Below are 13962 nucleotides of genomic sequence, written 5' to 3' on the forward strand. Positions count from 1 at the left end.
CACACAGCGTTGTGACTGACGGAAAAGGACCCATGAGCAGCTACGTAGGCGCCATCGACCAGGGTACGACCAGTACCCGCTTCATGATCTTCGATCACAAGGGCGCCGAGGTCGCGCGCCACCAGCTCGAGCACGAACAGGTGATGCCGCAGGCCGGGTGGGTCGAGCACGATCCGATCGAGATCTGGGAGCGGACCTCGTCGGTGCTGCAGAACGGGTTGCGCAAGAAGAACCTCAAGGCCTCCGACCTCGCCGCGCTGGGCATCACCAACCAGCGCGAGACCACCGTCGTGTGGAACAAGAACACCGGTCGGCCGTACTACAACGCCATCGTCTGGCAGGACACCCGCACCGACAAGATCGCCTCGGCGCTCGAGCGCTCCGGCGCGGGCGACATCATCCGCGAGAAGGCGGGCATCCCGCCGGCCACCTACTTCGCCGCCGGCAAAGCGCAGTGGATCCTGGAGAACGTCGAGGGTGTGCGGGCCGACGCCGAGGCGGGCGACGCACTGTTCGGGACCATCGACACCTGGGTGATCTGGAACCTGACCGGCGGCGTCGACGGCGGTGTCCATGTCACCGACGTCACCAACGCCAGCCGCACCATGCTGATGAACCTCGAGACCCTCGACTGGGACGACGAGCTCATCGCCCTGTTCGACATCCCCAAGGCCATGCTGCCGACGATCGTGCCGTCGTCGCCGAGCAAGCCCTACGGTCACACCACCCGGACCGGTCCGTTGGCCGGCGAGGTCCCCATCGCCAGTGCGCTGGGCGACCAGCAGGCCGCCATGGTGGGCCAGGTGTGCTTCTCGCCGGGGCAGGCGAAGAACACGTACGGCACGGGAAACTTCCTGCTGCTCAACACCGGTGAGAAGCTGGTGCGGTCGAAGAACGGGTTGCTGACCACCGTCTGCTACCAGTTCGGTGACCAGCCGCCCGTGTACGCGCTGGAGGGGTCGATCGCGGTCACCGGTTCGGCCGTGCAGTGGCTGCGCGATCAGCTCGGCATCATCTCCGGTGCGGCACAGAGCGAATCGCTCGCCCGCGAGGTCCCCGACAACGGTGGCGTCTACTTCGTGCCCGCGTTCTCCGGGCTCTTCGCCCCCTACTGGCGGTCGGATGCCCGCGGCGCGATCGTCGGGCTGTCCCGCTTCAACAACAACGCCCACATCGCCCGGGCCACACTGGAATCCATCTGCTACCAGAGCCGCGACGTCGCCGACGCGATGGAGAAGGACTCCGGGGTGAAGCTCGAGGTGCTGCGCGTCGACGGCGGCGTCACCGCCAACTCGCTGTGCATGCAGATCCAGTCCGACGTGCTCGGCATCCCCGTGAGCCGCCCGGTGGTCGCCGAGACCACCGCGCTCGGCGCCGCCTACGCGGCCGGGCTGTCGGTCGGGTTCTGGGCGAACACCGACGAGCTCGAGACGCACTGGAAAGAGGACTCCCGCTGGGAGCCGCACTGGACCGAAGACGAACGCGCCGACTACTACGGCCGCTGGCAGAAGGCGGTCACCCGCACCCTCGACTGGGTCGACGTGTGACCGACATGCCCACGGCACCGTCACATCTCATCATCAGGAGAACACTCGCATGACCTTGCAACCCATAGCCCTCAACCCCGATTCACGCCGGTCCGCACTCGCATCGATGGCGGCGCAGGAACTCGACGTCCTCGTCATCGGAGGTGGTGTCGTCGGTGGCGGCGCCGCCCTCGACGCCGCCACCCGCGGTCTGCGCGTCGGCCTCGTGGAGGCCATCGACTACGGCGCCGGCACCTCGAGCCGGAGCTCGAAGCTGTTCCACGGGGGTCTGCGCTACCTCAAGCAGCTCAACTTCTCCCTCGTCTTCGAGGCGCTGCGCGAGCGCAAGCTGATGCTCAACACCGTCGCGCCGCATCTCGTGCGTCCGGTGGAGTTCATCTTCCCGCTCGTCACCCCCGTGTACGACCGTGCCTACGCCGGCGCCGGCATCGGCTTCTACGACATCCTCGGCGCGGGACGCGGTGTGCCCCATCACCTCCGGCACATCGGCAAGAAGAAGACGTTCTCGATCTTCCCCGGCGCCAAGCGCGGCACCATCCGCGGCGGCGTGCTGTTCTACGAGGGTCAGGTCGACGACGCCCGGCACACGATGATGTTGTCGCGCACCGCGGCGAGCTACGGCGCACTGTGTGCCTCGAGCGCCCGCGTGACCAGCTACCTGCGTGAGGGCGACCGCGTCGTCGGAGCCCGCATCGAGGATCTCGAGTCCGGTGAGCAGATCCAGGTCCGGGCGAAGCACGTGGTCAACGCCGCGGGTGTGTGGACCGACGAGCTGCAGGAGATGGTGGGCACCACCAGCGGCCTGCGCGTCAAGGCGTCGAAGGGCGTGCACATCGTGGTCCCGCGCGACCGCATCGACTCTGAGGTCGGCCTCATCACCGAGACCGAGAAGAGCCTCCTGTTCGTGATCCCGTGTCCGTGGAGCGACGACTTCTGGATCATCGGCACCACCGACACCGAGTGGAACCTCGATCTCGCACATCCCGCCGCGAGCAGCGCCGATCTCGACTACATCCTGGCCGAGGTCAACGTGATGCTGGAGAAGCCGCTGGTGCGCGACGACATCGTCGGCGTATACGCGGGCCTGCGGCCGCTGCTGGCCGGCGAGTCCGATCAGACCAGCAAGCTCTCGCGCGAGCACGCCGTGGTCCCGGCCGCGCCGGGTCTCACCGTGATCGCGGGCGGCAAGTACACCACCTACCGGGTGATGGCGGCCGACGCCATCGATGCCGCGGTCGAGGGTGTGCGCGGTGTCGAGCCGTCGCGGACCGACCGCGTCGCGCTCATCGGCGCCGACGGGTACGACGACCTGTGGGAGGCGCGGGTGCGTCTGGCCAACGAGCACGACCTGCCGGTGAAGACCGTCGAGCATCTCCTACACCGCTACGGCAGCGCGATCTCGGAGATCTTCGAGATCATCGCCGCCGAGCCCGAGTTGGCCCGGCCTGTTGCGGCGAGCGACAACCGGTACCTCGGTGCCGAGATCCGTTACGCGGTCACCCACGAGGGCGCCCTGCACCTCGTCGACATCCTCGCGCGGCGTACGCGTATGTCGATCGAGACCACCGACCGCGGTACCGATGCCGCGGTGGAGGTCGCCGACATCGTCGCCGGCCCGCTGGGATGGGACGCCGAGCAGCGCGCACGGGAGATCGAGAACTACCGTGCGCGTGTCGCGGCGGAGATCGAGTCGCAGCGCCAGCCCGATGACGCGACCGCCGACGCCGCCCGCATGGGCGCGCCGGGTGTTCGCGGCTCCGCCGCCGTCGCGGACGTCTCCGCGTGAGCGCCGTGAGCGACGGCCAGATCTGGCTGTGGGAGATCATCGGCACCGCGGTGCTGATCCTCCTCGGTGCCGGTGTGGTCGCGGGCAACAACCTGGTGAAGTCGGGCTTCCACAACAGTGGCGGCCTGTTCATCAACTTCGGTTGGGGCCTGGCGGTGTTCGCCGGTGCATCGATCGCGTGGCAGTCGGGTGCGCACCTGAACCCGGCGGTGACGCTCGGGCTGGCGATCGCGGACAAGACGCCGTGGTCGCAGGTGCCGATCTACATCGCCGCCCAGTTCATCGGCGCGTTCATCGGGGCGATGCTCTGTTATGCGGCGTACAAGAAGAACTTCGACGCCGATCCACACCCGGAGAACACCCGTGGCATCTTCTGCACGGGCCCGCAGGTGAAGAACTACTTCTGGAACACCGTCACCGAGGTGATCGGCACCTTCGTGCTGGTGTTCTGGATCCTGCGGTCGCCGGCGATCTCGCAGAACGGCGGCACGCTCGATCTGGGGAACTCCGGACTGGGTTACGCCGGAGTCGCTTTCGTGGTGCTCGTGATCGGCAACAGCCTCGGTGGTCCCACCGGGTACGCCATCAACCCGGCACGTGATCTCGCTCCGCGTATCGCGTACGCCCTGATGCCCATCAAGGGCAAGGGCAGCCTCGAGTGGAACTACGCGTGGGTTCCGGTGGTCGGGCCGATCATCGGTGGCGCACTGGCCGGTGGCCTGTTCCTGCTCACCCAGAACGTCTGAGGTTTCACACCCTCGTCGCCCGCCGGGACCGACACGACACATCCACCCGCCCCGAGCACAATGGGGCGGGTGGATGTGGATGTGATCGTTGTCGGCGCCGGGATCGCCGGTGTCTCGGCGGCCTACGAACTCTGTTCGGACCGTTCGGTGCTCGTGCTCGAGCAGGAGGCCACGCCGGCGTTCCACTCCACCGGCCGCTCGGCGGCACTGTTCCTGGAGTCCTACGGCAACACGCCGATCCGCGCGCTGACCACCGGTAGCCGCAGCGCGCTGGTCGACCCGCCCGACTGCTTCGACCGCCCCCTGCTGACGCCGCGACCGATGCTGCAGTTCGCGCGACCCGGACGCGGTGACGCCGTACGGGACATGTTCGCGGCGGTCCGCACACTGGCCCCCGACGTCGAACTGCTCTCTCCCACCGATGCCGTCGCGCTGTTCCCGGCGCTGCGTGTCGAGGCCGTCGAGACCGCACTCCACGAACCGGGGTCGATGGAGATCGATGTCCACGCCGTGCACCAGGGTTTCCTGCGCGGACTGCGGCAGCGGGGCGGGCACCTCCGCGCCTCGTCGGCGGTGTCGGCGATGACGCGCATCGGGGGCGTGTGGGAGGTGAGGACCACCGCAGGCGATGTCCACCGTGCACCGGAGGTGGTGAACGCCGCCGGGGCGTGGGCCGATGCGGTGGCCGTGATCGCCGGCGCGCAGCCGGTCGGGCTGAGTCCCCGTCGCCGCACGGTGTTCATGGTCGCCCGGCCCGACGACCTCACCGGCGAGACGCTCCCCACGGTCAGCGACATCGACGAGTCCTTCTACCTCAAACCCGACGGCGCGCAGTTGCTGTGCTCGCCGGCCGACGAGACCCCGGTCGATCCCCACGACGCACGCCCCGACGAGCTCGAGATCGCCCGCGCACTCGATGCCATCGACGAGTGCACCACGATCGGTGCGCGACACGTGCGGTCGTCGTGGGCCGGACTGCGCTCGTTCGTCGCCGATCGCACCCCGGTCGTCGGACCCGATCCGGACGTGGTCGGCCTGCACTGGTGCGCGGGACAGGGCGGGTACGGGATCCAGACCTGCGCGGCCATGGCACGGGTGACCGCCGCCGCGGTCCGCGGCGACGCCGTCCCCGCCGATCTGGCCGCGCTGGGGGTGTCGTTCGACGACCTGTCGCCGGCCCGCGACGGCCTGCGAACTCCGTGAACGCGACACGCGTGTAGGCGCATTGTCCGAAAGGTCGCGAAACCTGGGCACCTGACAGCTCTTTCACAGCAACCCGATATCCGATTGTCAGGACGACCGACCAGCGTGCAGTCGTGACCACCGACATCGCGCCTCCCGCGAGCCCGCCTGCAGAGACCAGCCCCTCGCCCGCGCAGCCCGCCCTGCCGCCCGCGCGACCCCTCGACCGGATCGCCGTCGGCGTGCTGCTGCTCGCCACCGCCGTGTTCTACCTGTGGAACATCACCGTCAACGGCAGCGCCAACGTGTTCTACGCGGGCGCGGCGTGGGCGGGGTCGCGGAACTGGGAGGCCCTGCTGTTCGGGTCGGTCGACCCGTCGAACTTCATCACCGTCGACAAACCGCCCGTCTCCCAGTGGGTGATGGGTCTGTCGGGGCAGATCTTCGGTTACTCGAGTGCGAGCATGCTGATCCCCGAGGCGCTCATGGGTGTCGCATCGGTGGCGCTGATGTACGCGGCGGGGACCCGGATCGCCGGTCGCCCTGCCGGTCTCGTCGCCGGTGCCGCCCTTGCACTCACCCCGGTCGCGGCCATGATGTTCCGGTTCAACAACCCCGACGCGGCGATGGTGCTGCTGATGACCGCGGGCGCGTACTGCGCCATCCGGGCCACCGCCGTCGCCTCGGCGCGCTGGCTCGCGCTCGCCGGGGTCGCGGTCGGGTTCGCGTTCCTGGCGAAGATGCTCGAGGGCCTCATGGTGCTGCCCGCACTCGGCCTCGTGTACCTCGTCGCGGCGCCGACCGGCTTCGGCAAGCGCAGCCGGGACCTGCTCATCGCGGCGGTCGCGATGATCGTCTCGGCCGGCTGGTACGTGCTGCTGACCCTGCTGTGGCCCGCGTCGTCGCGCCCATACCTGGCGGGGTCGACCGACAACAACTTCATGAACCTGGTGCTCGGTTACAACGGCCTCGCCCGTATCGAGGGCAAGCAGGGTGGCGGCGGCACGAGTCGATCGATCGCCGACTCACCGTTGGCGACGGAGTTGATGGAGCGGGTGCGCAGTCGTGCCGGTTCGCGCGGCGGTGGGTCGATGTTCGCCGACGGCCCCGGCATCACACGCCTGTTCACCGGCGAGTTCGGCATCGAGATCTCCTGGCTGCTCCCTGCCGCCCTCGTCGCCCTCGTCGCGGTGATCGCCCTGCGCGGACGGCTCCCCCGCACCGACATCGTGCGTGCCGGGGCCATCCTCTTCGGCGCGTGGCTCATCGTCGACGGACTCGTGCTGTCGTACATGAAGTCCAACCCGCACCCCTACTACTCGCTGGCCATCGCCCCGCCGATCGCCGGTCTCGTCGGCATCGGTGTCGTGGAGTGCTGGCGGCAGCGACACCGCGCGGCGGCCGTCGTCGGTCTCGCGGCGATCGTGGCCGCGGCCGGGGTCTGGGGCTTCGTCCTGATGGAGCGGCAGTCGAGGTGGCTGCCCGGCATCGCCTGGACGGCACTGGTCTTCACGGTGATCGCGGTCGTCGCCATCCTGGTGATCGGCCTGCGCGGTGACCGGCGACTCCTGGGACGTCGTGCGCTCATCGGCGTCGCGGCCGTCGCGGTGTTCGCCGCGCTCGCCGCACCCGCGGCCTACGCCGCCGAGGTCGTCGCGACACCGCACACCGGCGGCGGTCCGTCGGTGAGCCCGGCGTCGGAGGACCATCCCTCGAAGGGCGGCGGCGGGTTCGGGTCGTTCTTCGGGGGCGGTGGTGAGAAGTCGGCCGCGCTGACCTCGCTGCTCGACGCCACCACCTCGCGCTGGTCGGCGGCGGTCAGCCGGTCCTCGGCCGCCGCACAGATCGAACTCGACACCCGCACACCGGTGATGGCGATCGGCGGCTTCACCAACGACCCTGCGCCGACGCTCGCGCAGTTCCAGCAGTACGTCCGCAACGGCGACGTGACCTACTACCTGCTCTCGTCGTCGTCGAGCGGCCGGTCGGGGCGAACCTCGAGCCAGGCGACCCTCGGGCGCAGCCTCGGCCTCACCGCCCGCGAGACCTCGCAGGCGCAGGAACTGTTCTCCCGCTACACCTCCGGCTCGGTCACCGGCCAGATCCAGCAGTGGGTCCAGGCGCACTACCGCGCGGAGAAGGTCGGTGGCTACGAGGTCTACGACCTCCGCCAGCCGAAGGCCTGACGGTTCGCGCTCCACTTCTCCAGTCGCGCTCCACTTGCAAGTGGTGCGCAGCTCGGAAAGTGGAGCGCGAGGCCTCGATCCACAGATCGCAGGCCATGCACAGACGCGAACTGACCCGGACGCTGCGTGGATGATCGCCGGTCGCCGACTGGTCTCATGTGGCGATGCGAGAACTCACACCCGACTCGAGCGGACTCATACGACGCCGCGACGTCATCGCGGCCGGTGTCGTCGACGACTGGTCGCTCGCCGCCGCGACCCGAGACGGTGACCTCGACCGCCTCTACCGCGGGGTGTACGCCCTCTCGATGTCCGACAGCAGTCATGCCGCCCTCGACGAGCGGTACCTGTCGCGTGTGCACGCGGCGGTGTCGATGGGTGAACCCGGCAAGGTGGTCAGCCATCACTCGGCTGCGGCCCTGCACCGGTTGCCGACACTCGGCCGCACAGACGCACTGCACTTCAGCGTCAACCGTCGATCGGGTGGGCGTCGCAAGCAGCGCGCCTTCGTGCTGCACGCGACGCCATGGGAGCCCGATGAGGTCACCATGGTGGACGGGATTGCCGTCACCTCGATGGCGCGCACCGCCATCGACGTGTCGCGTTCGGGCACGTTCGTCGAAGCTGTGACCGTGCTCGACGGCACACTGCGACGGTCGGTGTCGCCCGAAGAACTGCTGGCGGTGTCCGATCGTGGGCGGCGCCGTGTCGGCGCACCGGTGGCCAGACGCGCGTTGGCGATCGCCGACGGCCGGTCGGAGAGTGTCGGGGAATCGGTGAGTCGGGCGCTGATGCGCGGGTTCACCGACGTGCCGGTGCCGGATCTGCAGGTCGACTACGTGATCGGGTTCGACGGACGCATCGCTCGCGTCGACTTCGACTGGGGCGGAGTCCTGGTGGGCGAATTCGACGGTCGGACGAAGTACGGCCGCGACGGCGATTCCGCCGACGACGTGTGGCGCGAGAAGGTGCGTGAGGACGCCCTGCGTGACCTCGGACTCGTCGTCATCCGATGGACCTGGGATGACCTCATGCACCCGGAGCGGTTCCACGCGCTGCTGCTCCGGGGCCTCAGACGCGCAGGACTCATCTGACCGTTCGGCATACGCTCCACTTCCACAACCGCGCTCCACGTACAAGTGGCGCGCGACTCGGAAAGTGGAGCGCGAAAGATCTCAGTGGGCGAAGTGCCGAGATCCGGTGAGGTAGAGGGTGACACCGGCCTCGGCGGCGGCGTCGATGACCTCGTTGTCGCGGATCGACCCGCCGGGCTGCACGATGGCGCGGACACCGGCGGCGGTCAGCACCTGCAGACCATCGGGGAACGGGAAGAACGCATCCGACGCACCGACGCTCCCCGCGGCACGGTCACCGGCGCGCTGGACGGCGAGGTGCGCGGAGTCGACGCGGTTGACCTGACCCATGCCGACGCCGACCGACGCACCATCCGAGGCCAGCAGGATGGCGTTGCTCTTCACTGAACGGCATGCACGCCAGGCGAACTGCAGATCGGCGAGGGTGGCGGCGTCGGCCGGTTCACCGGTGGCGAGCTGCCAGTTCTGCGGATCGTCGCCGTCGGCGTCGACGATGTCGCGCTGCTGCACCAGGAGGCCACCCGAGATGGGACGGAGCTCGTTGCCCGCCCGCTCCGGCGGGGTCGCCAGCAGGATCCGGATGTTCTTCTTCCGGGTCAGCACCCCGAGCGCGCCGTCGTCGAAGCCGGGCGCGACGAGGACCTCGGTGAAGATCTCGGCCACCTGCTCGGCCATCGCGACGCTCACCGAGGTGTTGGTCGCGATGACGCCGCCGTAGGCGCTCACGGGGTCACACTCGTGCGCCTTGCGGTGGGCCTCGGCGATGTCGCCGGCCTCGCCGGCTACGGCGATGCCACAGGGGTTGGCGTGCTTGATGATCGCGACCGCGGGGCGGTCGAAATCATGCGCGGCGCGCCAGGCGGCGTCGGCGTCGGTGTAGTTGTTGTAGCTCATCTCCTTGCCGTGCAGCTGCTCGGCGCGGGCGAGGCCACCGGTGCCGGTGCCGTCGACATAGAGGGCGGCGGATTGGTGCGGGTTCTCGCCGTACCGCAGGGGCGCAGAGAGGGTCCAGGAGCGGCCGGTCCACGCCGGTGCGGCATCGCCGGCGAGCTGCGCGGCCAACCAACCGGCCACCGCGACATCGTATTCTGCGGTGTGCGCGAACGCCTTCGCGGCCAGGGAGGTCCGCTCGGCGAGGGTGAAACCACCGTCGCCGACCGCCGCGATCACCTGCGCGTAGTCCGACGGGTCGACGACCACGGCCACCGAGGGGTGGTTCTTCGCCGCACCCCGCACCATCGACGGACCGCCGATGTCGATCTGCTCGACACACTCGTCGAACCCGGCGCCGGAGGCGACGGTCGCCGAGAACGGGTACAGGTTGCCCACGACGAGGTCGAACGGCGCGATCTCGAGGTCGGCGAGCTGATCGCGGTGCGACTGCTTGCGGGAGTCGGCGAGGATCCCCGCGTGCACCCGCGGGTGCAGGGTCTTCACGCGACCGTCGAGGCATTCCGGGAAGCCGGTGAGGTCGGACACCTCGATCACCGGGACACCCTCGGCGGCAATCGTCTTCGCCGTCGACCCGGTGGACACGATCTCCACCCCCGCACCGTGCAGCGCGGCGGCGAGGTCAGCGAGACCGGCCTTGTCGTACACGCTGATCAGCGCGCGACGGATGGGGATACGGGGGCCTTCACTCACGAGAAACGAACCTTTCGTCCTTCGGACACAACAGCTCTGGTCACAAACGAGGCGATGACCTGCACCAGCAGGACACGCTCGACGGTCTTGATGCGATCGTGCAGGGAGAACTCGTCGTCGGTGTCGTCGATCATCACCGGCGCCTGCGCGAGGATGGGGCCGGTGTCGACACCGTCGTCGACGAGGTGCACCGTCGCGCCGGTCACCTTCACGCCGTGCGCGAGCGCGTCGCGAACGGCATGCGCACCGGGGAACGACGGCAGCAACGCGGGATGGGAGTTGATGATCCGCCCGGCGAACCGCTCGAGGAACACCGCACCGAGGATCTTCATGAACCCCGCGGTGACGACCAGATCGGCGCCGAGGTCGGCGACGACGTCGGTGAGCGCGACGTCCCAGGCCGCGCGGTCGGCGTGATCGGCGACGACGCAGCGGCGCAGCTCGATTCCCGCCGCACCGGCGAGCTCGGCGGCACGGCAGTCACGATCGACGACGACGCCGGTGATCCGTGCGGGAAAGTTCGGGGCCGAGGTGGCGTCGATGATCGCCGCGAGCAGCGAACCCGTACCCGAGGCCAGCACGACCACCGCGGGGCGGCCGTCGGGTGACGTGGCGTTCAGGGTCGACTCCTCGCGATGGCGTGTCGAGTCCGTCCGCGATGCGGCGGTCGGAGCTCGTGGCGCTTCCGAGACTAGTGGGCTGTCCGGTCGGCGAATCCACCGGATGCCACCCCAGCCGGACGCGCGCCCGGAACCGCGTCAGCCGACGATCAGCCGCGACGGTCGGGGTCGGTGTACTGCACGCCGAACACCATCGACGCCGGTGCGCGTACCGGCTCGACCTCCACGGTCGGGTCGTCGTCACCCGGGAAGGCGTCGCGGCCTTCGGCGTCGAGGTCGACCGCCTCCGCCGCGACGGGGCTCACCACGTCGTGATCGTCGGTGTCGAGGTGATCCGGGTCGAGGTCGTCGGTGTCGAGGTCTCGGTCGTCGTACTCGAGGTCCTCGCCGTCGAGATCGGCATCCAGATCCGCGACCCCGTCATCGCCGGCGTACCAGGCGCGGCGTGCGGCGCGGGTCGACGGCAGGAGGCCGTGCACGAGGGTCACGACCATGCCGACGACGGCGAACCAGCCGAAGGTGAAGACACCGGTGGCGGGCACCGTCGCACCGGCGGAGCCCAGTTCACCGAGTTCGCCGCCACCGATCCAGGTGAGCAGCACCATCGCGACGGCGGCGAGACCGGCGGTCGCGGCGACGGTCCGGGTGGCGCGCATCGGGTCGACATGCGACGCCCGGCGGGCGGCGACGATCGCGACGATCGCGGTGAGGACCATCAGGCCGGGCGCGGGCGCCGACACCGTCGAGGGCAGGACGGCGGCGATCGGCAGCGGGGGCACCGACCCACCGTGCGCAGAGAACAGGTCGCCGCCGGCGGTACCGATGTGGGCGTCGGCGCCCACGAGGACCGCGGCCGCACCGATCACCATGTTGGGCAGGTAGAGGATCGACAGGACGGTGAGTCCGAGCGCCCCGGCGACACCGTTGCCCTGCGTGAGGACGTCGCCGACGACCGAGAACTGCCAGACCAGCCGCGCCACGAGCAGGAGTGCGCCCGCGCTCAGCAGGCCGATCACCGCGACCGCGGCGGCGCGCAGCGCGTTCGGCGCCCAGTCGGCGACACCGAGTCGTGCGCCGATCTCTGCCCACCGGCCGTGGCAGACACCGATGCCGGCGCCGACGCCGTGCACCGCGACGGTGCAGGTCAGCGCGAGGAGGACGTTCGGGCTCGCCACGGTGAGGACGGTGGAGCCGTCCATCACGAGGGCGAGGCTCAGGACGGTGATGAGGAGGGGTCCCGCGACGGCGGCGAGGAGGACCGCGGCGATCTCGGAGCGTCCGCGGCGAGATGCGGCGCCGGCGGTCACACGGGCGACGATCGCGACGATCGCCAGCGTCGGCAGCAGCGGGAGGATGCCGATGGTCACCTCGCTGATGGTCAGCGGGACCTGGTGGGCGGAGAGCCACATGGCGCCGGCGGCGGCGGTCAACCCGGTGAGTGAGCTGTCCGCGGCGAGCAGGGACGCGAGGGCGAGGACGACGATGAGCAGCATCGTCGCGGCGCCGACACCGAAGGCGACGACGACGAGTTCGCGCGTGGAACCGGCACTGTGCGCGTCGTGTCGACGTTGCGCACGGCGCAGTTCCCGCAGACGGGTGGACAGGGTGTCGCCGGTGGAGATGACCATCGACGATCAGGGTGTCACCGAAGGGCCCTGACCTGGGTCAGGCGCGCCGAGTCACCTCGACGCGCCCGACCGGGTGGATCAGCGTGCGTCCGACGACCCCGGGTGTTCCGGGCTCTGGAACGAGGTGGTGCGCTCGCCGTACGGCGAGGGACCGGGCTGCGTTCCCGCGGTGGGCAGCCCGCTCGCGGCGTCGCCGCCGGTCGCCGACGCGCCCGCGCCGGACTCGGTGGTGCCCGCCGACTGACCGTAGGTCGGCTGAGCGGTCTGCGACGGCTGCGCCTGGGCCGACTGCCCCTGCGCCGGGGTGGCGGCGGTCTGGCTCGCCGAACCGCCGGTGTGCCCGTCGGCGGAACCGGTCGACTGGCCTGTCGACTGGCCGTAGCCGTAGGCCGACGGGGTGACGGTGGTCTGCGCGGCCGAGTCGGCGGTGGTCGACTGGCGTCCGGTGTCGGCGGTGGTGTCGGCGCCCTGGCCGGCCGAGCCCTGCACGGGCGCGGTCTTGAGGACCTTCGCGTCGACGAGCAGGAGGACGACGGCCACGACGGCCTGGATGAGGCCGAACACCAGCAGCAGGATCGAGCCGATGCCTGCGCTGACGCCCTCGGGCAGGGTCACGATCTGGAAGAGCGCCATGAGAGCGGCGACCACCGACAGTGGCGCGACGACATGGGAGACCTTCGCGGTGATGTTCGGCAGCAAGGTGGTGCCGGCGATCAGACCGGCCCCGGCGAGCACGAGCAGCGGCACGCCGATGATCGACTGGAACAGCGTGCTGCTGCCGGCCGTGTCACCGAAGCTGATGCCGTTCGCGAAGCCGAGGAACAGGTTCACCAGGCCGAGCGCGGTCAGGATGTAGACGAGGTAGGTGCCGATCGCCGCGGGCAGGCCCTGGCTCGGTGTCTTCACCGGCGCGGGCTGACCCCACGGCTGCTGGCCGCCTTGGGCGCCCTGCCCCCAGGCCTGCTGGCCCCACGGCTGCTGGCCGTATCCCTGCTGACCGGCGCCCTGGTGGCCGGGCTGCTGGCCGTACCCCTGCTGACCGGCGCCCTGCTGTGCGGGCTGCTGGCCGTACCCCTGGTACCCCTGCTGGCCGGGCTGGCCGTAGGTCGGCTGCTGACCGTAGCCCTGCTGACCGGGCTGCTGCGGCTGTCCGTAACCCTGCTGACCGCCCCCCTGCGCGCCGGACTGCTGGCCGTAGCCCTGGTATCCCTGCTGACCGGGCTGGCCGTAGGTGGGCTGCCCCGTCTGCTGGCCGGGCTGCTGGCCGGGCTGCTGCCCGTAACCCTGGGGGTAGCCCTGCTGGCCCCACTGCTGGCCGTAGGAACCCGGGGTCCCGTACTCCGAGCCGCTCGCGGGTGTCGATCCCGAGCCTGGTCGGTCGTGGCCCCCGCCGGATTGATACGTCATGTGGTGTCTCCTCACCGGATTCGTTCGCGTGTGACCGCGTTGGTGCACTCGTGACCTCAGGCGACCGCGTTCCCGCGATCGGCCGGCGGTCGATCATCGCTGCCCACGCTAACGTACCGATG

Annotated in this window: 10 protein-coding genes; 6 read left to right on the top strand and 4 right to left on the bottom strand. The window is 70.0% G+C overall.

The window, feature by feature from the left end; all coding sequences use genetic code 11:
• The first annotated feature begins 32 nt into the window (after window positions 1-32).
• The 6 genes from glpK to ASG12_RS16750 all read left to right on the top strand — a co-directional run bounded on the left by glpK (window position 33) and on the right by ASG12_RS16750 (window position 8541).
• Window positions 33-1547 carry a glycerol kinase GlpK gene (gene glpK / locus ASG12_RS16725; RefSeq protein WP_055791982.1) on the top strand — a complete coding sequence of 505 codons (1515 nt, stop codon included), beginning with the start codon at window positions 33-35 and terminating at the stop codon, window positions 1545-1547.
• 49 nt (window positions 1548-1596) lie between these two features.
• On the top strand, window positions 1597-3333 hold the full coding sequence (locus ASG12_RS16730; RefSeq protein ID WP_055791985.1) for a glycerol-3-phosphate dehydrogenase/oxidase: 1737 nt from the start codon (window positions 1597-1599) through the stop codon (window positions 3331-3333).
• Window positions 3334-3338: 5 nt separating this feature from the next.
• Window positions 3339-4079 carry an MIP/aquaporin family protein gene (locus ASG12_RS16735; protein WP_055792279.1) on the top strand — a complete coding sequence of 247 codons (741 nt, stop codon included), beginning with the start codon at window positions 3339-3341 and terminating at the stop codon, window positions 4077-4079.
• Window positions 4080-4139: 60 nt separating this feature from the next.
• Window positions 4140-5282 carry an NAD(P)/FAD-dependent oxidoreductase gene (locus ASG12_RS16740; protein ID WP_055791987.1) on the top strand — a complete coding sequence of 381 codons (1143 nt, stop codon included), beginning with the start codon at window positions 4140-4142 and terminating at the stop codon, window positions 5280-5282.
• Window positions 5283-5395: 113 nt separating this feature from the next.
• Window positions 5396-7447, top strand: a complete 2052-nt coding sequence (locus tag ASG12_RS16745; protein WP_156378146.1) for an ArnT family glycosyltransferase — start codon at window positions 5396-5398, stop codon at window positions 7445-7447.
• A gap of 164 nt (window positions 7448-7611) precedes the next feature.
• Window positions 7612-8541, top strand: coding sequence for a type IV toxin-antitoxin system AbiEi family antitoxin domain-containing protein (locus tag ASG12_RS16750; protein ID WP_156378147.1), 930 nt, complete (start codon window positions 7612-7614; stop codon window positions 8539-8541).
• Window positions 8542-8622: 81 nt separating this feature from the next.
• On the opposite strand, the gene purH is transcribed toward ASG12_RS16750, so the two are convergent.
• The 4 genes from purH to ASG12_RS21995 form a co-directional block, all read right to left on the bottom strand.
• Window positions 8623-10185 carry a bifunctional phosphoribosylaminoimidazolecarboxamide formyltransferase/IMP cyclohydrolase gene (gene purH / locus ASG12_RS16755; RefSeq protein ID WP_082502078.1) on the bottom strand — a complete coding sequence of 521 codons (1563 nt, stop codon included), beginning with the start codon at window positions 10183-10185 and terminating at the stop codon, window positions 8623-8625.
• A complete protein-coding gene (purN, locus tag ASG12_RS16760) occupies window positions 10182-10772 on the bottom strand; it encodes a phosphoribosylglycinamide formyltransferase (protein WP_443089104.1) in 591 nt (196 codons plus the stop codon). The genes purH and purN overlap by 4 nt, the downstream gene beginning before the upstream one ends.
• Window positions 10773-10954: 182 nt before the next feature.
• Window positions 10955-12433, bottom strand: a complete 1479-nt coding sequence (locus tag ASG12_RS16765; RefSeq protein WP_055791997.1) for a cell division protein PerM — start codon at window positions 12431-12433, stop codon at window positions 10955-10957.
• A 78-nt stretch (window positions 12434-12511) separates the two neighbouring features.
• Window positions 12512-13840, bottom strand: coding sequence for a DUF5336 domain-containing protein (locus tag ASG12_RS21995; protein WP_055792000.1), 1329 nt, complete (start codon window positions 13838-13840; stop codon window positions 12512-12514).
• Window positions 13841-13962: the final 122 nt, after the last annotated feature.

The organism is Williamsia sp. Leaf354 (assembly GCF_001424365.1).
In the GTDB taxonomy this organism is placed as follows: domain Bacteria; phylum Actinomycetota; class Actinomycetes; order Mycobacteriales; family Mycobacteriaceae; genus Williamsia_A.